The 20,465-nt window shown below is 35.9% G+C and carries 19 protein-coding genes and 2 tRNA genes; 15 read left to right on the top strand and 6 right to left on the bottom strand.

What is annotated here, in order from left to right:
- Positions 1 to 149: 149 nt before the first annotated feature.
- A complete protein-coding gene (locus QXK50_06895; protein MEM2008874.1) occupies positions 150 to 1,688 on the top strand; it encodes an oligosaccharide flippase family protein in 1,539 nt (512 codons plus the stop codon).
- 273 nt (positions 1,689 to 1,961) lie between these two features.
- Here QXK50_06895 and QXK50_06890 read toward each other — a convergent pair whose 3' ends face one another.
- The gene (locus tag QXK50_06890) at positions 1,962 to 3,416 is read right to left on the bottom strand and encodes an alpha-L-arabinofuranosidase C-terminal domain-containing protein (protein ID MEM2008873.1); all 1,455 of its coding nucleotides are present in this window, start codon (positions 3,414 to 3,416) and stop codon (positions 1,962 to 1,964) included.
- Between the two features lie 201 nt (positions 3,417 to 3,617).
- Between QXK50_06890 and QXK50_06885 the strand changes: the two genes are divergently transcribed.
- From QXK50_06885 to QXK50_06875, 3 genes are all read left to right on the top strand, one after another.
- The gene (locus tag QXK50_06885; GenBank protein MEM2008872.1) at positions 3,618 to 5,006 is read left to right on the top strand and encodes an ATPase domain-containing protein; all 1,389 of its coding nucleotides are present in this window, start codon (positions 3,618 to 3,620) and stop codon (positions 5,004 to 5,006) included.
- A gap of 165 nt (positions 5,007 to 5,171) precedes the next feature.
- Positions 5,172 to 6,653 (top strand): proline--tRNA ligase, encoded by a 1,482-nt coding sequence (gene proS, locus QXK50_06880; GenBank protein MEM2008871.1) that lies wholly within the window; start codon positions 5,172 to 5,174, stop codon positions 6,651 to 6,653.
- 66 nt (positions 6,654 to 6,719) lie between these two features.
- On the top strand, positions 6,720 to 7,013 hold the full coding sequence (locus QXK50_06875) for a 30S ribosomal protein S26e (GenBank protein MEM2008870.1): 294 nt from the start codon (positions 6,720 to 6,722) through the stop codon (positions 7,011 to 7,013).
- A gap of 7 nt (positions 7,014 to 7,020) precedes the next feature.
- On the opposite strand, the gene QXK50_06870 is transcribed toward QXK50_06875, so the two are convergent.
- Entirely contained in the window at positions 7,021 to 7,593 is a 573-nt protein-coding gene (locus QXK50_06870) for a CDP-alcohol phosphatidyltransferase family protein (GenBank protein ID MEM2008869.1), read from the bottom strand.
- 175 nt (positions 7,594 to 7,768) lie between these two features.
- On the opposite strand from QXK50_06870, the gene QXK50_06865 reads away from it, so the two are divergent.
- The 11 genes from QXK50_06865 to QXK50_06815 all read left to right on the top strand — a co-directional run bounded on the left by QXK50_06865 (position 7,769) and on the right by QXK50_06815 (position 16,612).
- On the top strand, positions 7,769 to 8,413 hold the full coding sequence (locus QXK50_06865) for a hypothetical protein (protein ID MEM2008868.1): 645 nt from the start codon (positions 7,769 to 7,771) through the stop codon (positions 8,411 to 8,413).
- Positions 8,414 to 8,452: 39 nt separating this feature from the next.
- Positions 8,453 to 9,763, top strand: coding sequence for a Clp1/GlmU family protein (locus QXK50_06860; GenBank protein MEM2008867.1), 1,311 nt, complete (start codon positions 8,453 to 8,455; stop codon positions 9,761 to 9,763).
- 6 nt (positions 9,764 to 9,769) lie between these two features.
- A complete protein-coding gene (locus tag QXK50_06855) occupies positions 9,770 to 11,044 on the top strand; it encodes a UbiD family decarboxylase (protein MEM2008866.1) in 1,275 nt (424 codons plus the stop codon).
- A gap of 3 nt (positions 11,045 to 11,047) precedes the next feature.
- Complete coding sequence (locus QXK50_06850; GenBank protein MEM2008865.1) at positions 11,048 to 12,211, top strand: aconitase X; 1,164 nt, start codon at positions 11,048 to 11,050, stop codon at positions 12,209 to 12,211.
- A complete protein-coding gene (locus QXK50_06845) occupies positions 12,190 to 12,621 on the top strand; it encodes a DUF126 domain-containing protein (GenBank protein MEM2008864.1) in 432 nt (143 codons plus the stop codon). The genes QXK50_06850 and QXK50_06845 overlap by 22 nt, the downstream gene beginning before the upstream one ends.
- On the top strand, positions 12,591 to 13,214 hold the full coding sequence (tmk, locus tag QXK50_06840; GenBank protein ID MEM2008863.1) for a dTMP kinase: 624 nt from the start codon (positions 12,591 to 12,593) through the stop codon (positions 13,212 to 13,214). Before QXK50_06845 ends, tmk begins: the two co-directional genes overlap by 31 nt.
- Positions 13,215 to 13,421: 207 nt before the next feature.
- Positions 13,422 to 13,497, top strand: a tRNA-Ala gene (locus QXK50_06835).
- Positions 13,498 to 13,762: 265 nt separating this feature from the next.
- Complete coding sequence (locus tag QXK50_06830) at positions 13,763 to 14,278, top strand: hypothetical protein (GenBank protein MEM2008862.1); 516 nt, start codon at positions 13,763 to 13,765, stop codon at positions 14,276 to 14,278.
- Positions 14,279 to 14,337: 59 nt separating this feature from the next.
- Positions 14,338 to 15,630, top strand: coding sequence for an HD domain-containing protein (locus QXK50_06825; GenBank protein MEM2008861.1), 1,293 nt, complete (start codon positions 14,338 to 14,340; stop codon positions 15,628 to 15,630).
- A complete protein-coding gene (gene dph5, locus QXK50_06820) occupies positions 15,627 to 16,463 on the top strand; it encodes a diphthine synthase (GenBank protein ID MEM2008860.1) in 837 nt (278 codons plus the stop codon). The genes QXK50_06825 and dph5 overlap by 4 nt, the downstream gene beginning before the upstream one ends.
- Before the next feature lie 75 nt (positions 16,464 to 16,538).
- A tRNA-Thr gene (locus QXK50_06815) sits at positions 16,539 to 16,612 on the top strand.
- A gap of 116 nt (positions 16,613 to 16,728) precedes the next feature.
- Here QXK50_06815 and QXK50_06810 read toward each other — a convergent pair.
- The 4 genes from QXK50_06810 to QXK50_06795 form a co-directional block, all read right to left on the bottom strand.
- Positions 16,729 to 17,838, bottom strand: coding sequence for an NAD(P)-binding protein (locus tag QXK50_06810; GenBank protein MEM2008859.1), 1,110 nt, complete (start codon positions 17,836 to 17,838; stop codon positions 16,729 to 16,731).
- A 592-nt stretch (positions 17,839 to 18,430) separates the two neighbouring features.
- Positions 18,431 to 18,562 (bottom strand): hypothetical protein, encoded by a 132-nt coding sequence (locus tag QXK50_06805; GenBank protein ID MEM2008858.1) that lies wholly within the window; start codon positions 18,560 to 18,562, stop codon positions 18,431 to 18,433.
- A gap of 666 nt (positions 18,563 to 19,228) precedes the next feature.
- Entirely contained in the window at positions 19,229 to 19,720 is a 492-nt protein-coding gene (locus tag QXK50_06800) for a hydrogenase maturation protease (GenBank protein MEM2008857.1), read from the bottom strand.
- A 6-nt stretch (positions 19,721 to 19,726) separates the two neighbouring features.
- Positions 19,727 to 20,464, bottom strand: a complete 738-nt coding sequence (locus QXK50_06795; GenBank protein MEM2008856.1) for a P-loop NTPase — start codon at positions 20,462 to 20,464, stop codon at positions 19,727 to 19,729.
- Between the last annotated feature and the right edge of the window lies 1 nt (position 20,465).

The following is a 20,465-nucleotide window of genomic DNA, read 5'->3' as shown; positions in this document are numbered from 1 at the left end:
GAGGTTCTATAACTCTATGGTGTAGCAATATTGATGTAATTAACACATTGAAATGATATAAGGTCTTTTTGAAAAGAGTTTGAAGAGTTTTAGCACTATATATAGTTTTTATACTAAAACATATGCGAGAGTAATTGGTTGTAGCATTTATGGATGAGGAGGAGATTACTGTTAGAATAGTATCTGGAAGTTTTATGCTTACAGTAGGTAGCGTTATAGCTGATATTGTTGGCCTCATCTTCAGCATTATTATTGCAAGACTTTTGGGACCGGAAGGTTACGGTATATGGAGTCTTTCTTTGGTTTATCCATCCATGGTTGCAGGATTAGTTGATCTGGGTCTTGCAACTATTTTTGCTAGATATGCTACTTTATCCAATAGAGATAGGGATATATACATATGGACAGGAATAATCTTCAGATGTCTTCTCGGTTTTATTGGAGCTTTAACTGTTTATTTTCTTGCTAATGCTTTTGCTCATCTTCTCGCTAGACAATATATGGGTGACTATATGAGGATACTTTCTGTATATACAGCCTCTTATGTACTTTTGACTGCCTTAGGGTCTATCTTTAATGGGTTAGGTAGATACAGGATTTCTGCTTCAATAAATATTTCTCAGTTTATACTAAGAGGTGTTTTGTCTATCTTATTCATACTCATGGGTTTTGGTGTATATGGCGCAGTAGTTGCTTGTTCGCTAGCCTATACAATTCTATCAATAATTTATTTCATCATATATACTAAACATGTTAAACCCATAGGTTTTTCAAGAAAAGCTTTAGCAGATATGTTGAGACTCTCTATACCCCTCTATATAGCTTCTATAGGTGGTATAGCTGTAGGTCCTTTCGTAAGTACTATTTTAGCTAGATATGTATCAGATTATGATCTCGGCAATTATCGTGTAGCTCTAAATGCTTTATCACCCATTGTAGCTCTTCAAGGCGCTATATCTGTAGCTACACTCACTTCTCTTCCTCTATTGCTAAACAATAGCAACAGCCTTAAGAAGAGAACAGAAGAAGCCATACTCTACTCTTCAACTATATTTATAGCTCTAGTTCTTTGCTATATTTCTGTAATCAGTCCCACTATACATTTATTTTATGGTAGAGCTTATGCTGAAGCACCTATTTATGCAACACTTTATTCTATAGGGATAGTGGTTTCAGCTATTTTAGGATCTCTTGTAGTAGGAAGCTACTTCATAACCATAGGGGTAACCAAATGGAATACTATAACATCTGTAATTGGTCAACTAACAACAATCATCTTGGCGTTAACGCTCACCTCTAGATACAATGTATATGGTGCTGTAATCTCACAAGCAATAGGATCGATAGTATCATCTATAGCTGGTCTCTATATAGCCAAGAAACTATTCAGTCTAGAGGTAAATCTTAAGCCAGAAATTAAAGCTCTATTACCTTCAGGTTTAGCCTATATTGTTACCTACACTATACTAAGATTGTTAACAAATATTGGTGTAAGCTTTGTAGCAAAAATCATAAGCATTATTGTAGGACTTACTATATACAGCTCAGTCTATCTGACACTTCTACCGTTATTTGTAGATAAGGGTATTATCAGGAACATAATCATGTTAGTAGGTAAGGTAGAATTTGTGGGAAGAATTCTTAAGCCTTTAGGAGAAGCTTATCTAAGACTAATAAACATTGAATGAAATATAGTACCAGCTTATTAGGTAACTATCTGAGTTCTTCAATACCAATATAGGTGAGGTCCATACATTATCAGTACACCATCTTTAGCATTTTGAGCTCAACTAGTTTGCAAGCTGTCTAGTGATTTATCGGTACTTTGAATATTCTTTTAGATATTGGAGGTGTATGCTAGTAGCTCATCTGTAATCAACAACTTTGTGTATAGTCATATAGATACGAATGTAATATATATTCGAAAATAGATCTAGATCATAGTCACCTAATAGATATCATTAGGCAAGTATCAGTAAGTTGACTGAATGTGGTTTTAGTTTTATTGTCCTTGTTGATGTAATAGAATAGTTCTTCTCTTCTATAACTACATTAGTTAGAGTTTCAAATGTGTTCCTATCATCGATACTTTGTCCAGCAATGTATTTGTGTTTTACTACCGAAGGCGCAAAGCTACCTATGTGTAGTTCTACATCAGCTTCTTCTTCTGGATGTCTGTTTACCATGAATAAGTAAACCGTGTTATTGTTGTATATAGCCGAGGCATCTATGTACTGTACATTTCTATCTAATTCGTTAGATCTATATGATTGCGAGAATGCTGAAACACTAATTATTTTACCTTCTGTTACTTCTGTATAGAGTTTAAATACGTAATACTGAGGTGTCAATAGAATTTTATCATCTTTTGTGAGAATCAGAGACAGTACATTAACTGTTTGAGCAAAACATGCTATAGGCACTATATCTGAAAGTCTTTGTAGAACATTTAGAATAAGAGCTGTAAATATAGCGTCCTTCATGCTTGTTATTTGTTCTAGGTATGGAGACTGGGCTTCGGGATACCATACGTTCCATTCATCAAAAACCATCTTTATCTTCTTCTTTATACCATATTTGTATCTAGTCTGCTCTATTGTGTAATAGATATGTTTAAGATTCTCCTCTATGTATATAGGCCAGGCAACAAAATCTTCATACGTTTTGCCCTGTCTTTCTCTAAATATATAGGTGTGTATCGAGAGGTAATCCATATAGTTTCCAGCTATCCTAATCATATCTATATTCCATTCAGGATCATAGTCGACACCAACAGCAACAAGCTTTATAGAAGGATCAACTCTTCTCATATGATCAGCAAACTCCACAGTTCTCCATCCACATTCTTCATCATCTCTACAAAAACCCACCTGCCACCATCCATTTAGCTCATTGCCTATAGCCCACAACTTAACATTATAAGGCTCTTTATGACCATACCGCTTTCTCAGAGAAGCATAATAAGTATCTCTATTTGAGTTACAGTACTCCACCCATGCAGCAGCTTCCTCTGGTGTACCATTACCTGCATTAACAGTTATATAGGGTTCAGCTCCCAATAACCTGATCCACTCGATATATTCATCAGTTCCGAACTCATTTGGTTCCACTAGACCCCAAGCTAGATCGAATTTCTTAGGTCTTTGTTCTCTAGGTCCAATACCATCCATCCAATGATACTGAGAAGCAAAGTTTCCTCCAGGCCATCTAACTATAGGGGACTTTATCTCTCTTACGGCATTGAGTACATCAAGCCTATAACCATTTAGATTCGGTATCGAAGATTTTTCTCCGACCCATATACCACCATATATACATCTACCAACATGCTCAATAAACTGACCATAGATTCTTTTATCGAGATGAGCAATAACCGAAGAGGTATCGACATATACGTGAGCCTTTATGTTCTTCACCAGAGGACAGTACTTGATATCGATAAACAGTTAGCGTATAGATAATAAGGTTAGCGTATATCAGTTATAGACCAGGTTATCCATAGGATGCTAAACATAGGATATCTATCGATACCGCAACAAAAAGGCTTTATATTTTAGGCCACATTAAACCAATCGAGCATACTACAGAAAGACTATATAAAGTTGATGAAATTGAAAATGTTCACCATTGGAATAAGTAACTTAGAAGAACTCTTAGGCACGATAAGTGCTCCATATGCTATCCTTATTGCGGGTCATCCTGGTTCCGGAAAAACAACACTAGCATCAACAATATGCTACGCCAACACGTTAAAAGGTCATAAATGTCTTTACTTGTCTCTCTACGAAGATAAGGAGAAGTTCTATAGATTCATGGATAGGTTGGGTCTCAGATTTACTGATGCCGAATTCAGAGGTCTGTTCAAATACTTTAACCTACCTCTAACGTTAAATGTTAGTGATGTTGTTAACGCCATAAATGAGGTTATTTCAGAAGGTTATGATATTGTTGTTATAGATTCTATAACAGCTTTGTTAGAATCTGTAGAAGAGTCTGCTACAAAGAGGGCTTGGCTCCTCAACTACTTCTATCAGCTCCCCAAGCTTCTTAATGGACTCTTAATACTTATTTCAGAGCTTCCATACGGTGAAGAAAAGCTAGGCTTAGGATCAATAGAATTTATAACCGATTCTATACTAATACTTAAACATAGAGTTGAAGAAAGATTCTTAGTAAGACTTCTAGAGATTAGAAAAACTAGAGGAGCACCAATATATGTTGCAGAGATACCTTTCGCAATTGTTCAAGGTAGAGGTGTAGAGGTATTCACTCCACCGATACTAGAAAAAATTCCTGAACAGGGAGAAGAGCTGTATCCACCTTGCAATGCACATAGGGAGACTATAGGGCATTTCCATCGAGGATTTCTGGTGAATGTATTCTATCAGCCAGAAACTATCTATGGTAAAGATGCTCTAAGCTATCTATTAGCATTTGCTATAAAGAATTCAATGAAAATCCTTCTGATAAGCTACATATCACCACCTTCAACATTACTTGAGCTAATCTCAAGGACACTAGAACGGTATGGAATAGATAGCGAAAAAGTTCTAAAGATCATAGAGAAATACATCACCATAAGAGCTGTTAATCCTTACGCATACAGTACTTCACAGTTAGTGGCACAAGAACTTTCACTAATTAATGAAATTAAACCAGATATTGTTGTCTTTCACGGAGTTCATGTAATTAGATTAATTACTTCAAATTATGGGTCAATATTTCGCGAGCTATATAACGAGGTTATGTACCTTAAGTCGAGAGGCATAAACATTGTAAGGATAGGAAATCACACAGACGACTATACAACCAATATTGAAGCATCTATATCTGATACAACTTTCAAATCTGTTCATGAATATTACGAAGATAAAGTTGAGACTAAGATCTATGTGTTCAGAAGATATCGAGAACCTATAGTATTTAGCTTTAGTGATTTTATGAAGTGTTTAGAAGAATGTGTTAACATCATAAGAAGTGAGGCATTCAGTTTATCCAATAGATAGAAAAAATAGTGAAGGGTTTCAAATCACAATTAGTTCACACAATCTCTATCTCTATAGCAATCTGATCCACAATAAGTCATAACAGATTATATACCTCTATCACTTAATTTGTAAAATAGTTGATGGCAAGATCCCATTAAAATGGGTTATACGTGGTGCTGATTGGTGACCCACACGATTAAGACAGTTTTGAATAAATTTAAGAACTTTAGCGAATGGTTTGATTGGATAATCTCTGAAGCAGAACTGTATGATTATGGTCGTTACCCAGTTAAAGGTATGGGTGTATGGCTTCCCTATGGATTCAAGATAAGACAGAAGGTTATCGAGACTATAAGAAGTCTACTTGATGCTACTAGCCATGAAGAGATTCTCCTTCCAATACTGATACCTGAAACAATATTTAGGAAAGAAAGCGAACATGTCAGAGGATTTGAAGGTGAGGTGCTATGGGTTACTCATGGAGGTGCTGAAGAACTTGATGTAAAGCTGGTTCTGAGACCTACAAGTGAAACATCTTTAACATATATGGAGAGTTTCTGGATAAAAAGCTACAAACAGTTACCAAAGAAGTACTACCAGATAGTAAGTATATTTAGATATGAAACCAAGATGACGAGACCTATGATGCGGGTTCGCGAAGTAACTACATTTAAAGAGGCTCATACAGTTCACGAAGATTTTGAAGATGCTGAAAGACAGGTTTTAGAGGCCATATCTATCTACAGTAAATTCTTTGATACGTTGGCTATACCCTATATAGTTTCCCGTAGACCTCAATGGGACAAATTTGCAGGAGCTCTCTACACAATTGCCTTCGATACTCTCTTTCCAGATGGAAAAGCCATACAGATAGGTACTGTTCATAATCTAGGCCAAACGTTTTCATCTGTTTTTGATGTTAAGATACAGAAGCGTGATGAATCTATAGATTATGTGTGGCAAACAAGCTACGGTATATCGGAAAGAGTAGTAGCATCTATAGTGGCTATCCATAGCGATGAGAAAGGATTAATACTACCGCCACCAGTAGCTCCATGGCAAGTGGTTATCGTGCCTATTCAACATGCCGATCAATATAAATACAAAAGAATTATTGAGTACTGCAACAATATTGAGGAAATGCTAAGGAGGGAAGAAGTAAGAGTCTATACAGATAGCAGAGTTGATGTAAAACCCTCTGAAAAATTCTATGAATGGGAACTAAAGGGGGTCCCAATAAGAGTCGAGATAGGGGCAAGAGAGGTTGAAAATGGTACCGTAACGATATTCAGAAGAGACCTTATGAAACGTACAAATGTAGTTATAGATAAAATGATTGATAGTATCAAAGAAGCTCTCAACGATATATATAAGAATTTACGTGAAAGAGCTTGGAAATGGATTAAAGATAATGTAAAGATTTTCAACAATATAGATGAAGCCGTAGAGCATATTAGAAGTGAAGGGAGATTAGCTTTTATTCCATGGTGTGGATACGAGCCTTGCGTTCATGGCCACATAGAAGGTGTAGAGGGTATAGATGCTCTAGGTGAACCATTGCCAATAACCCTAAATATCCTGGGTATCGAGAATGTAAAGGACATGAAATGTGGTTTCTGTGGTAGAGATGCTCATAGGTACATGATCTTAGCAAAGAAATACTAAAGTATATATACTTGAATCACTAAAGGTTAAGATTAGAAAAGATGTAGATCATCAGGGTTAAAACTCATGCCTAAGAAGAGAGAAAATAGAGGTAGAAGAAAGGGAGATAAAGGATCAGTAACAAGAGTGCATTGCGATAATTGTGGAGCACTTGTTCCAGAAGATAAGATCGTATGTGTAACTAGGATGCACTCTCCTGTGGATCCACAGTTAGCGGAAGAACTTGAAAAGAAAGGCGCAATAATAATGAGGTACCCTGTTACAAAATGTTATTGCATCAATTGTGCTATATTCTATGGTGTTATAAAAGTTAGAGCAGAAGATGAAAGAACCAAGCGAACAGTTTTACAAAAGCTCTAGATAGATACTACTTATTTTTATAGATATACGTAATTCTTTGTACAATAGTTAGGTTACACAATAAAATTAATACTATGAGTACTATGTTTGCTAGATGTAGATAACCTATAGCAATAAATGCTCCAGTTATTATCACGAGAATTAATCTTTCACCTCGTTCCATTAGACCTATACCTTCCATAACTAGTCCTTGTTTCTCTCCTAGGGCTCTCAAATAGCTTATCAAAAACGATGAAACAATTGAGATTGTCACTGCAATTCTGTTTACTCCTAGAATTTCCAGCGATATCATGTACATTGTTTCTTCAATTCTATCGCTAAATGAGTCCAAAATAGAGCCAAACTTTGTTACCTTTTGCGAAACCCTTGCAACAGCTCCATCAAGTACATCCATGAATGATGAAATCACCATACATATTAGAAAAATATATACATTACCTTTAAGTGCTGCAAAAGGACATAAGAATGAGATAATCAGACCTATTAATGTTATTTTATTTGGTGTCATCCCTAATTCAGAGATATTTTTGGCAAATTTTTCAATACTTTTCGATACAGATCTTCTGAACCTAGTTAACATTCAATAAAACACCTTCAGAATTCTGTGATATAACGGATAAGTATATTAGTCTTGATAGTTCCACATAACTGTTTCAGTGAAGAGGAATCCGGGATCTGAATAATGATGAAGATTTACAGCTGATTAGATTTATATGTCTACACAAAATTTCTAACTCTGGTACCACGCCTAGGTGATGCTGATAGAAGTTAACAAACAGATTAGAGACGTCTACGTTGTTGTATGCGATCCAAAAAAGTTCATCAAGGCACTCGAGATACTTGATAAATATGGAATTAAGGTTAGAGGTGTTGATGCCCATACAAGATCTGTCCACGGTGTTATTGTAGCAGATACCGAGGGCCGCCAATACCTGGCATCAAATAGTATAGATGTGTATGGATACATTATTGATATCGATGAATGGGGGCTTGAGAAAGGTTTAGCAACAACAGTAGTTTTTGCGAAAACATCTGTGGTTAGACCTTTAATGAATACTATAGTTGGTATTGATTATGGAAAGAGTATAGGTATCGCTATTATCGTTAATAGCGATATAGTGTACATAAATAGCTACAGATCTAAGGAAAATGTGCTAAAAGATATTAGGTTCTTTATAGAGAATGTGGATACACGAGTAAAGATCATAAGGATAGGTATAGCCTCGAATCTTGAGGATACCTTTATCGATACACTTATTAACACATTTAGAGGTATGGCCAGTATTGAGCTTGTTCCAGAACATAGAAGTTCAAAGCTTAGATACTTCATTGATCGCCAAAGGTTGAAGTCAGACGAAGTTGCAGCCATCAATATAGCTCTATATAGGGGTAACAGCTAAAATCTCTAGCTTCTTTCTAAAGCTATAGGCTAGATCTGTATGAATCTACTGATACAGCCATCAGCTCTACAGACACGAATAGAGCTAGAAAAAGATTCTCTTGTTAGAGTAATAGGTCCAGCAAAATTGAGTGTTCTAGAAGGTGATATAAGGATACTTGGTCTAGACGTATCTAAAGGAGAATCTATAGTGGTTAGTAAGTATAGGAGCTATTGTTTAAGAGCTGTAGCAGATTCTATTCTAAGCATTTTGATTGGTGAAGGAGGAAGTATCGAGAAACCTAAACCTGGTGAAGAGGTAATAGATGTATGGGAAAGCACTGCAAAAACTGTTGCTGAAAAAGGTGGTATAGCTGTTATTGTAGGAGCTGTAGAAAGCGGCAAGACATCCTTTTCAACACTTTTGTCTAATATTGCTCTAGATCTTGGCTTAAAGCCCTGTATTGTTGATGCCGATATCGGTCAAGGTGATCTAGCTCCACCAACATTTATAGGCATGAAGTGCATGGACAGGAAAGTTTTATGGTTACGTGGGGAGAGATGTAGCTCTATGAGGTTTGTAGGCTATTTATCGCCATCGAATCCCTTAGCTATGGCTAGAGTGATCACATCTGTTATGGACTTGGTTTCTGAAGCCAGAGATCTGAACAGAGATCTAGTAATAGTTAATACTGATGGTTGGCTCGGTGATGTTGCCTCAATAGAGTACAAGTACACATTAATAAAGACTTTAAAGCCCGATACAGTTATTGTCCTAGGTCAGGAGTTTTGTAGTGCATTTCAATCAGCATTCAAAAACACATCTATAGAGGTCTACTGCATACCTAGACCCAAGGTAGTTAAAGAAAGAGATAGAGAGGATAGAAGAGATCTGAGAAGATATAATTATCAATCATGGTTCAATAACGCTAAGAGGATCTGTTTAGATATGAACTCTATAGCCGTAATAGGCTTGTGTTTGCTCAATGGTGTACCTTCGAATAGTGACGAGCTATTAGAGCTTAAGAAGATATTGGGTACAGAGGTTCTCCATATAGCTAGGTATACTGATGTAGATATTGTTGCTGTTCCTGATGGAATTCTCGTACCTAGAGAAATACTTGAACGAATATCTTCTGGACACAGGGTTTTTATAGTTAAACCCTCTAGCGCTAAAGGTCTCATAGCGGCTGTTACAGATAAGAATCTACGTGAACGAGGAGTAGCTGTAGTTGATGATATAAACTTTATCGAAAAGAAAATATGTGTATTAACCGATTACATGGGTGAAATAGGGGGTATAATCGTGGGTAAAGTTAAAATAGGTGAACAGTGGGACGACAATATTCGGTTCAGTAAGTGTATAGCGTGATTATAAATGAGCTTGAAGAGTTTTTGTGAATTAACAAGAGATGAAATAGTGTATATAGAGCAACCCCTAAAACGTGAATTAGAGCCAACCAAGTATCTTGCCAAATATGATAATGAACAAATGATGGTTTTATTCAGAATTGAAAACAGTCCTTTTAAATGTATAGGTAATGTTCTCAATAGCAGAAAGAGGTTCTATAAGTATGTTCTAGGTGTAGAGACTGATGAAGATGCCTATCGAAGGGTATTATCATTAAGTCCTAGCAAACCTAAAGAAGTAAGCTTTGAACATAACTACAGAATGATGCCCAACGTTGATCTCGCATCTATACCGTTCATAAAGTTCTACCCAATGGATGGAGGGCCCTACCTATCATCATCTATATACATAGCCTGTTTAGATGAGGTGTGTAATGCATCTATACATAGAACAATGATCGTGACTAAAGATAGTGTTGTAGCTAGAATTGTGCCTAGACACTTGAGATATATATACGATTCTTATAGGAAAAGAGGTAGAGATGAGGTTCCTGTAGCTATTGTTGTGGGAGTACATCCTGCAGTTCTTCTAGCTTCAGCACTTTCACCTCCTTTTGGTGATCTTGAACTAGAGCTTGTCCCAAATCTCGAAAATAGTTTCAGTATATCGTACACACCTCTCTATAGTTTGCCTGTTCCAGCTAATGCAGCAGTAGTTCTTGAGGGTAGAATAACGAGCCAGTTAGTTGATGAAGGTCCTTTTGTTGATTTACTGCATCTATATGATGCTGTACGTAAAGAGCATTTGATCCGAATAGATCGTGTATATATTAATCCTGAAGAATATTTCAATGTCATATTACCAGCTGGAAAGGAGCATAAAATTCTGCAGAGTTTCTATAGAGAAGCACTTATATGGAGTTATGTTTCACATGTTGTCCCTAAGGTACATAAGGTTAGACTTCTCGAGGCTTCAGGCTCATGGCTACTAGTAGCTATATCGATAGACAAAGCTCATGATGCTGATGCAAAAAACGCTATATTAGCAGCATTTGCAGCTAATCCAAGTCTAAAGATGGTGATGGCTGTAGATGGTGATATCGATGTAGATTCGTATGATATGATTCTATGGGCTTTATCCACAAGATTCAGAGGAAGAGATAGTATGATCATTATAGATAAAGCTAGATGCTCTACACTAGATCCAAGCTCTAGTACAGGTTTATGCGATAAGGTTGGATTTGATTTAACTATACCTTTCAATGAGAATAAGCTTAAGTACATGTTTGTAAAGCCTGGATGAACTATGTATTTAGGTAAATGGGAAGAAAAAGCATTACAAGGTGAGTTTGGAGAAGCTCTTCAGCTATCTATGAATGTTCTTGTAAAAGTCTGCAGAGCTCTTAAAGCTGAGAAACTTGTTGAAATTTCTCATGCACATGTTTCAGGTGTATCGTATTTCAATATAGGTGATGAAGGAATAGAATTTCTAGAAGACCTTGTGAAGAAAGGGGCAAAAACATCTATCTATACCACAGCTAACCCTGCCTCTATAGCTTTTCTCGATAAATTTAGAGATTCATATAGTGCAGAAATAATAGTTAAACAGAGGAAAATCATAGATATCTTGATATCTATCGGTATAGATAGAAAGAGCTTTACTTGTATACCATATAAATTGAAAACACCTGTACTTGGTGAGCATTTAGCATGGGCTGAATCAAGTGCCGTTATCTATGCAAACTCTATTTTGGGAGCTAAAACGAATAGAGAGGGTGGCGTAACAGCACTTATGGCAGCTATAGCCGGAAGAACATGCTTCAGCGGTATGCACTTAGATGAAAATAGATGTCCCACGGAAACTATAGTGATAGATTTTCCCATAAGGTCTATAGCTGAAGCTTCTGCCATAGGATTATACATAGGGAATGTGGTAAGAGGTATTCCTTACATAAAAATGAAGATGTATATCGATGAAAAACTAAAGAATGTGGTATTAAGATCTTTTTTAGCCTCACTAGCATCTACATCAAGTTGTCCTTTAGTATTAATAGAAGGTGTTTCTCCTGAGGCACAAAAGTATGTGGATAAACATAGTTCTTTGGAAAAGATCTCTATAGATTTTAAGGATGTCCAGACCTTCTTTGATTCCATGTGTTCACCAGTTCTCTACCTAGGATGTCCGCATATAGATATAGATGAATTAGAATTGATTTTGAGAAACTCTATAGAAGTATTGAAGATATTGAAAATAGAAAAACTGTATGTCTCTGTACCTATGTATGAACAAGAGAAGATCCTTAAGTATATTGGTTCTTTAGAAGGAATTGAGATTGTTTATCTCCCCGGTGCATGTCCTGTGGTATCTGATTTAAAGAATTTAAAGGCTGTGTCAACTGTTCATGGAAAAGCACGACACTATATACCTAAAACAGCTGGTGCTTCAGCATGTTTAGTAGATATTGCATGAAGTTAGAGAATGATATCATGAACACTATCGAAGGTGAAGTTGTAAAGGTTTCTGTAATATCGTTTCTAGGTGATATTGATAGAGAGAAAGGAACCATAATATCTAAAGATAGTGGCTGTTTTGGTTGTAGTATAAAGAACAAGATCCTAGTGGTTGAAAGATTTAGAGGTAGTACTGTAGGAACCTATGTACTCTATTCGTTATGTAGAAAAGGTTTAGCGCCAAAAGCTATAATATCGATTGAACCAGATCCTGTTGTAGTTGCTGGTGCAGCTCTTTGTGGAATTCCACTAATTTACGGTATCTCAGAAAACTTTCTTTCCTCTATTTCTACAGATGATAAAATAAGAATCGAAATGGATAAGGGTGCAAACGAGGTATGTATAGTCGTAGAAAAGGATTTTTTGTAGTTATAGAAGGAATAGATGGGTCAGGAAAAACAACCATAGCTAAAAAACTTGTTGAAGAACTTAAATCTATGGGCTATAGAGCTGAATATACATATGAACCATTTGCATCACCTTTCTCACAAGCTCTTAAACAATACATCGATACATATGGAGGTGCAGAACCAGAAATAGAGACACTCACAATGGCTCTAGACAGACTGTATCACATTAAGAAAGTTGTACTACCTCTTCTTAACGAAGGATTTATTGTTGTTAGCGATAGGTATTTGTATTCGTCTATAGCTTATCAAGGTGCTCGTGGAATTGATCTAGATTGGATATACATAGTCAATAGATACGCTATAGAACCTGATGTAGCGATATACTTGAGGGTACCATTTGATATAGCTATAGAGAGAAAAAAACAGAAAGAATCTAAATGGAGCTATTTTGAAGATATAGAACGGTTAAAAAAAGCTCAAGATATATATGAGAAGCTTGTATTATTGAACAAATTGGTACCTGTAGACGCTTCACGTAAAGTTAATGATGTAGTAAACGAGTGTTTGAACATTATTTTCGATCATCTTGATAAAAGAAAACCTCAAACCTGAAAACCTTATATATCTTGGAAGATACTAAGGTATCACGATGAATGGGATCTCCGATACTGAAAAGTGATGAAGCCCCGCAGTGATGAATAGTAAAGATATAGCGAGAATAATTGTAGTAAAACTCAAGGCATCTATAAACCTATAGAATATAGAATCATCAATAAAACTTATAATCCTCTCATAATTCACTATAGCAGTATTTGTGGTGGGCCGGTAGCTCAGCTGGAAGAGCGCTCGGTTGGCATCCGAGAGGTCCCGGGTTCAAATCCCGGCCGGTCCACCAAACATTGGTTATTCACCATAGGTTGTATGTACATTTCATTAATATGATACCGTGTACCATATACTTAAAATATTTAAAGAAATATTTAAAGAGTGATCTCAAAACTACCTATTAATGCTTATTCTACAGTTATTTCTAAACCAGTAATTACGTGACTGAAGGATATCATCTATTGCGATTTTAGTTGATACCTTGGATGAACTCTTTCACTAATCTCTCTCCTCATATATTCTTCTAAACTACAGTATAGTTGTGGCAGAATCTTATGGTAGCCGGACATCAACCAATAGTACTTATATTAAGTAAAATTATTACAGATCTTGATATAGTTGAGATTATCGACGGTAATAATTTTGATTTCAGGATAGTTGTCCAGAAGGTTGGGTATATATACCAGAAGATTGGTCAGGATCTGGAACTTAGATTTGGATGGTTTTCTCTGGGTCCATACTCTAAGTCTCTGCAGAACCTCTATAGCGCTATAGCTACTACGATAGAAGGTATTAGACGCGGAGATATAGATCCTAGTATGGAACTTGATAGTGACACACAGATGGCAATAAAGAATGTTATTGAGTTCTTAGAGGAGTTCCGAAGTCGTGTAGGAACTTTGGATCCTAAATCACTTGAAGTGCTAGCTAGTCTAATTATGGTGTGTAGCGATATCTATCCAAAACCTGTGGATCCAGTCGAAGAACTTCTGAAAAAGAAGAAGAACCTATCCAGAGAGTTTGTTAAAAATGTGTGGAGGTTTCTTGTAGATAAAGATATATGTGGTTAAACAGTAAACAAGTTAGATTCCGTGTATAGATAGGCTACCAGTATCTAAAGGGTGGTTTTGTGAATCCTAGTGATATCAGAGTACGTAATATAGTTAAACGAATATATGATGAGGTACACGGATATATAGAGTTATCTGATATAGAACTAGATATCGTGAATGCCTCCATTTTTCAGAGACTTAGATATGTCAAACAGCTTGCAACTGCATGGTATGTATATCCAGGTGCAACACACACACGTTTTAGTCATAGCTTGGGCGCCATGCATATAGCAGGTCTTATAGCATCTAAATTCTATACGCTTGGATACATATATGACGTAGACGATATACAGCTTCTACGTTTAGCCGCATTACTTCACGATGTGGGTCACACACCTTTTAGTCACGCTATAGAGCCATTCTATAGACATAGACTCAACATAAATCATGAAGATATATCTAGAGTCATAATAAGTGAGAGTTCTGAATTAAGAGATGTGTTATCAAAACATGGTTTCGATTATAAAGAGATATTGGCTCTTTTAGAGGGAAGGTATAAAGAGCCTCTATATAATCAGCTTCTCTCTAGTGATATAGATATAGATAGAATGGACTATTTGATACGTGATGCACTTCATACCGGTGTAACCTATGGAATGATAGATATACACAGGATAATAGCTACAATAAGTGTTGATGGTGATGGAAATATAGCCGTTCTCGATAAAGGTATAGATTCCATCGATAACTTCTATCTAGCCAGAATGCATATGTATAGAGCTGTATACTATCATAAAACTCTTGTAGGATACGAGCTTATGCTTAGGAAAATCTATGAATATCTATGTAACAATTATTCAGATCAGCTCCTATTTAAGTCTCTTCAAGATATAGCTAAAGCAATTAGAAACGGTGATATAGCTTACTGGAATGATGAATGGTTATCAGGATTAATGATACAAGTATATAGGTCTAGATCAGTATCTAAGGAGCTTATAGAACTTATAGACTCTTTTTTCAAAAGGAAAGGCTACAAAATAATTATAGATAGATCAAGTTTTGGGAACACCCAGCTCGATGTTAGTAATGATGCTGATGTCCAGATGATACGTCACATAACCTCTATTGTGAGAGGTATAGTTGAAGAATACCAAATGGCGCCCTTTGTCGATGATATAAAGATAATCGATGAGGATCCCCATATAGTGCCTAGAATTATTTCGGGTAAGAAGTCTATACCAATAACAATGATTGAGACAAGCATTGTAAAGTATATTCCACGAAGATACCACATAAAGAGATTATATGTATTGAATAGTGAATGGAGTAAGGTGTATAACGCATTAAGATCTCGAGGTATAATTGAATGATTAGATTCGTAGGGCTAGGATTATCATTAGAGCAACTAGCTATAGGAGCGATACTCAGGCTCTTAAAATGCAGAAAAGTTTATATCGATGTATACACGAACCTGTGGTTTCCCTCCATAGACGAGCTTGCTAGAGTTTTAAAGGAGCATGGTATTGATGTGATTATGGCTTATAGAAAGGATCTCGAAGGCTATAGTATCTCTAAGATCGTGAGAGAAGCTTCGGAATTTGATGTCTGTATAGCTACAGCTGGAGATCCCATGATAGCAACAACACATGTAGCTATAGCAGTTGAAGCTGCAAGAAATGGTGTGGAGCTAGAGATTTTTCCCTCTACATCTATACTTAATGCTGCAATGTCTTTAAGCTGTTTACAGATGTATAGATTTGGAAAGACTGTAACAGTAGTTAAACCAAAGGATGGTATAGTATATGAATACCCCATACACGTTATAAAGATTAATAGATCTCTTGGTCTACATACACTAATTCTTCTGGAAGTAGATATAGAGAAAGACTACTTCATGACTCCTAAGGATGCTATAACTGTTCTGCTATATATTCAAAGACTACTAGGAGAGGAGGTACTAAGTGAAGATGATGTAGTAGTAATACTAAAAGCTATCGGTAGCCCTAAATGTGAAATAAAGATTAGAACTATCAAAGAAGTGCTTAAAGAGTATTTTGATAAAACTGTATATACATTAATCATACCGGCAAAAAAGCTTCACTCAATTGAAGAAGATTGTCTAAGGACTATTGAGAAGCTCAAGACATATCAGACAATAAATGTAGATACCTTCAGAAATATTGTTAAATTTATGGCTATCTAAGTTGAGCATCGATTATAACGTTAATTAAAGAGAAATATTAATAAACCTGGACTTTCACCATTTTCTGTTGAACAAGCCGCGGTAGCTCAGCCTGGTAGAGCGCCGCCCTGGTAAGGCGGAGGTCCCGGGTTCAAATCCCGGCCGCGGCTCTAGAGATGGAGTTAGATACTTTAATGCCCAGAAGATCTTTGTACGTAATGAAGCAATATTTCTGAGCGCCATGCATTGAGATACTTGAATATTCTTTTCCAAGGGATACAAACATCTATTTGAATAGGCTTAAAACTGCTTTAGTCAATATTCCTTCATGGTGATCATAATAGTACTCATTACCTATGTCTATCGATACTTTTTTAAAGATTTTTGTCCAGTTCATGTTGATTTTGCTAAAGGTTCTGTACAAAATATAGTAAACTCTGTATTGTTTCTTAAGCTCGTTTATTAACATCTCTACCTTCTCTTTAATTAAATCATTTCTGTGTATATTTTCTCCATAGATTTTTGAGAGAATAGATATAGCATAGAGTCCACCACCGCTAATGCTCTTTACAGCTCCAATAGCATCACCAATGCCTAGAAAGTCCTTTTTTACAATATCTATTGGGTATCCCCTTAAAATAGCTCCACCATAACCGTTCTCTATTTTTGATATCTCTATACCGAATTTTTTCTCGAAAAATTTCATGTACACATAGACACTATTAAGAACATTTCCACTAGGTAACGCTACACCTATTACAGCCTTTCTATCTGATATAGGTACGAACCATCCAAATTCAGACAAAAATCTTTTAAATGACGTAGCAACATATAGATTGTCTATGGCCAAGTTGCTGGTCTTTCTACTAAAAAATACCTCTACCTGAAATCCTTTTAAGCATTCTCTGTAGGATTTTAATCCAGCTAATTTAGCTAGCCTAGAGGGAAAACCTTCTGCAACAATCACAATATCGTATAACTCATTCTTAGTGATACTACCTACCGATATTACATGAATTTTCTCGTTAATCTTCTCTAGACTAGTAACGTTATTATTGAATCTAACTTCAATACCTTTGTCTCTAACTATGTCAATTAGATAAGATTCATGAGCAACTCTATCAATTTTATATACCGCATCCTTCTCTAAATATATATTGAAATCTGTTCCCTCAAACATCACTATGTTAATGCAACTATAACTATTTACAATAAACTTATCAGCAAAAGGCATACGCTTTAATGTGCTCCTCGAAACAAGGCCAGTACAATGTCTTCTTGGAGAAACATCCTTTCTTTTCTCAAAAATATCTACTCTACATATCCTCCTATTTCTTGATAAGGTGTACCCCGTTAGGATACCTGAAATTCCTGCTCCAACTATCGCTACATCCATATGAACACCTTAAATATATCTGTATTCTATCTATGTAGTATAGGGTACTGTAAAACTTTACGTTGGTACGAGCTTGATTGAGTATAGAGTTATACTATTGTGGGAACATCTTCAATGATTCGAACTAATTTGAATTCTCTTAAATAATGACCCTAAAGACATTTTATGTATATCCTATCCATCAACCTTATGGCAACGGTCCTTTATCTAGCCTTCAACTGTAGTTGATTTGACTAGAGAAAAGGTTGATGAAGAGGAGAGATATTATTGTTAGTGCTTCCCATGATGTTTATAGGCTAACGCTTTTCGGGTAGATCAATTCTAAATTCTATCTTCTTTCTCAAGCTCCATGGAAAACATAGAAACAGATTCTCATGTTCATTCTTATTGTTTTCGTTATCGTGTAGATAGGATGGGAGGTAGAGTGGTTAAGAGGTTTAGGGTTAATTCTTGTAATAGCGATATTACGGATCATGTTAGAGAATTTATGTTACTTATAGAACCATTACGTGTGTTTTGAGGTATTTGAAGAATGTTCTTGGTCATAGATGTTTTAGATAATATTATCAAAGATATTGATGTGTCTCTGCCGTTAATAGATTGTGAGCTTTTCGTGAATTGTATGTTCTAGGACTACACCAAGACCTGCTAGTTTACCTCTCTCAGCAACTCTACAACACACCCATGCCACCTGTTTCTCGAGGAGCACAGCTACTACTCTCATAATAGAGCACACCTAGCAGTTGATTCACTCCGGAAGAGTGCAAAAACCATTGCACGATATTATTCTGCTTAGACTTGTAGAGAGGACCATCAACCTCTTAGTTTTAATCCTCATAGCTACTGCAACCGTAACTGACAGTAGTATATGATATCCTCAGTGCCAGAAGCAGGAGAACGAATACAGTGCAGAGAACCATGTTATTCTTCCTGTACTCTGTAAACCTAATATGTACAGAGCTCAAGCTAATTCCCGGAATAATTAAACGAGCATTTACTTTATTTATGGTTTGTGAGAAAATGATGAAAGTATAAGCAGGATAATTACTGGACAGGGGTAATGGTGATTAAGTGTTCATGAAGCTTTATCCCTTCTAGGATGTATAGTAGTATACATGGTTTGGGTGTAGTGATATAGAGGTATAGGAGAATTTATGAATGTTGCATCTGATTTTTATATTGTTGGATTTAATATTGTTAGTAATTTTTAGCTCGATACCCTATGATTGAATAGTGATCTCTACTATTTCTTCAAAATTTTTCATTACTCACTTCAGATAATTCTATAACTATACATTTTGAATCAGAATAGCGATCATTGTCATTTATTGTAACACTTAATTATACAATTATTCGCTACATCGCTACACTAATTTCGTTACACAAAATCTTAGTTATATGTAAAGCATTTAACTACATCTTCTAAAAGACTCTTAACCTCAGGAGACATCTCCAAACCTATATCCAAATTCTTAACAGGTATAGCTATGAATAAGATATCAACATTGTTTAACTCATCCTTTAGATATCTCACTATTGTGTTCATAGGTATAGAATGCGATGATAACGAAACCCCATGAGTATCTTCTAATTCATCTAATGAGAGAATGGCTATACCATCTAGTTCCGCTCCTTCTATTATAGCTGCATCAAATATAGCTAGTTTCGATAGTTTTTTCTCAATTATTTCATGTATACAATTTTCAAGCCCATGTTCACATGATATAGTAGTAATATTATGTATATTGATGGTGTTGCATAGTTCTAGAGCTACTCTATCATCTGATCTTAGGTATGTTCCTATACACACAATTGTATACGAGTTCTTTAACATGTTGTGTATAAACTTACATATATCTTCCTTCTTAACTATCTCTACCATATGCTCTCATCTGGTTATCAATACCTTCACTACTTTCATAAGGTGCTGTTTAAATAATTCATATATGGTGTCTATACGTCCGTACAGTTTATCAAATCCATCTATTTTTGGTATACAAGCTATAACATCATCTCTCTGTAGATAGGTTTCTAAGATATGGATATCACCACTTTTACACATATTTCCTACAATACCTAAGATATCTATATCCTCACTCTTTAAGAGCTCAATCAATCTGCTTGCTGAGTATAAGGAAAGCTTATCTGTTGTTGATACAATGATCGGCTTGATAATGCTTTTTATGCGCATCAAATCCATAACCTCATCTGAAAATCCTGGAGGTGTATCTACAATCAATACCTTGCCACTCCATCTGGTGATTGCTAAGATTTCTAGAATAGCATTGGATATATCTCTACCTCTCAATGGTACAAGTTTATCTCTTGTAAATAGTGTTATGGACATGAACTCGAGTCTAGAATCGAATAGTTTTATAGGAAGTATTCCTTTATCTTCTTCTATCTTTAGTGAACCGGCATCTACCCCCAGAATGATGTGAGCTGTTGGGTTATTGATATCTAGATCCACCAGAGATACTGTTCCAAAGCTGTCGGTTAATACTAGAGAAAGAGCCGTAGCTACTGTAGACTTACCTACACCTCCCTTAGGACTTAGTACCGGAACTATATACTTAAATACAGATAATCTACTTGAAGCTAAGAAGATTCTGGGGTCTATGGTCATA

Origin of the sequence: Ignisphaera sp. (assembly GCA_038831005.1) — an archaeon.
GTDB lineage: Archaea > Thermoproteota > Thermoprotei_A > Sulfolobales > Ignisphaeraceae > Ignisphaera.
Note: the sequence above shows the minus strand (reverse complement) of the source record. Positions and strands in the feature narration are given on the sequence as shown.

Coding starts and splice junctions, on each gene's coding strand:
- QXK50_06895 (MEM2008874.1), top strand. CDS start 150: ATGGATGAGGAGGAGATTACTGTTAGAATAGTATCTGGAAGTTTTATG.
- QXK50_06885 (MEM2008872.1), top strand. CDS start 3,618: ATGTTCACCATTGGAATAAGTAACTTAGAAGAACTCTTAGGCACGATA.
- QXK50_06875 (MEM2008870.1), top strand. CDS start 6,720: ATGCCTAAGAAGAGAGAAAATAGAGGTAGAAGAAAGGGAGATAAAGGA.
- QXK50_06870 (MEM2008869.1), bottom strand. CDS start 7,593: ATGTTAACTAGGTTCAGAAGATCTGTATCGAAAAGTATTGAAAAATTT.
- QXK50_06865 (MEM2008868.1), top strand. CDS start 7,769: ATGCTGATAGAAGTTAACAAACAGATTAGAGACGTCTACGTTGTTGTA.
- QXK50_06860 (MEM2008867.1), top strand. CDS start 8,453: ATGAATCTACTGATACAGCCATCAGCTCTACAGACACGAATAGAGCTA.
- QXK50_06855 (MEM2008866.1), top strand. CDS start 9,770: ATGAGCTTGAAGAGTTTTTGTGAATTAACAAGAGATGAAATAGTGTAT.
- QXK50_06850 (MEM2008865.1), top strand. CDS start 11,048: ATGTATTTAGGTAAATGGGAAGAAAAAGCATTACAAGGTGAGTTTGGA.
- QXK50_06845 (MEM2008864.1), top strand. CDS start 12,190: ATGTTTAGTAGATATTGCATGAAGTTAGAGAATGATATCATGAACACT.
- tmk (MEM2008863.1), top strand. CDS start 12,591: ATGTATAGTCGTAGAAAAGGATTTTTTGTAGTTATAGAAGGAATAGAT.
- QXK50_06830 (MEM2008862.1), top strand. CDS start 13,763: ATGGTAGCCGGACATCAACCAATAGTACTTATATTAAGTAAAATTATT.
- dph5 (MEM2008860.1), top strand. CDS start 15,627: ATGATTAGATTCGTAGGGCTAGGATTATCATTAGAGCAACTAGCTATA.
- QXK50_06810 (MEM2008859.1), bottom strand. CDS start 17,838: ATGGATGTAGCGATAGTTGGAGCAGGAATTTCAGGTATCCTAACGGGG.
- QXK50_06805 (MEM2008858.1), bottom strand. CDS start 18,562: ATGAGAGTAGTAGCTGTGCTCCTCGAGAAACAGGTGGCATGGGTGTGT.
- QXK50_06800 (MEM2008857.1), bottom strand. CDS start 19,720: ATGGTAGAGATAGTTAAGAAGGAAGATATATGTAAGTTTATACACAAC.
- QXK50_06795 (MEM2008856.1), bottom strand. CDS start 20,464: ATGACCATAGACCCCAGAATCTTCTTAGCTTCAAGTAGATTATCTGTA.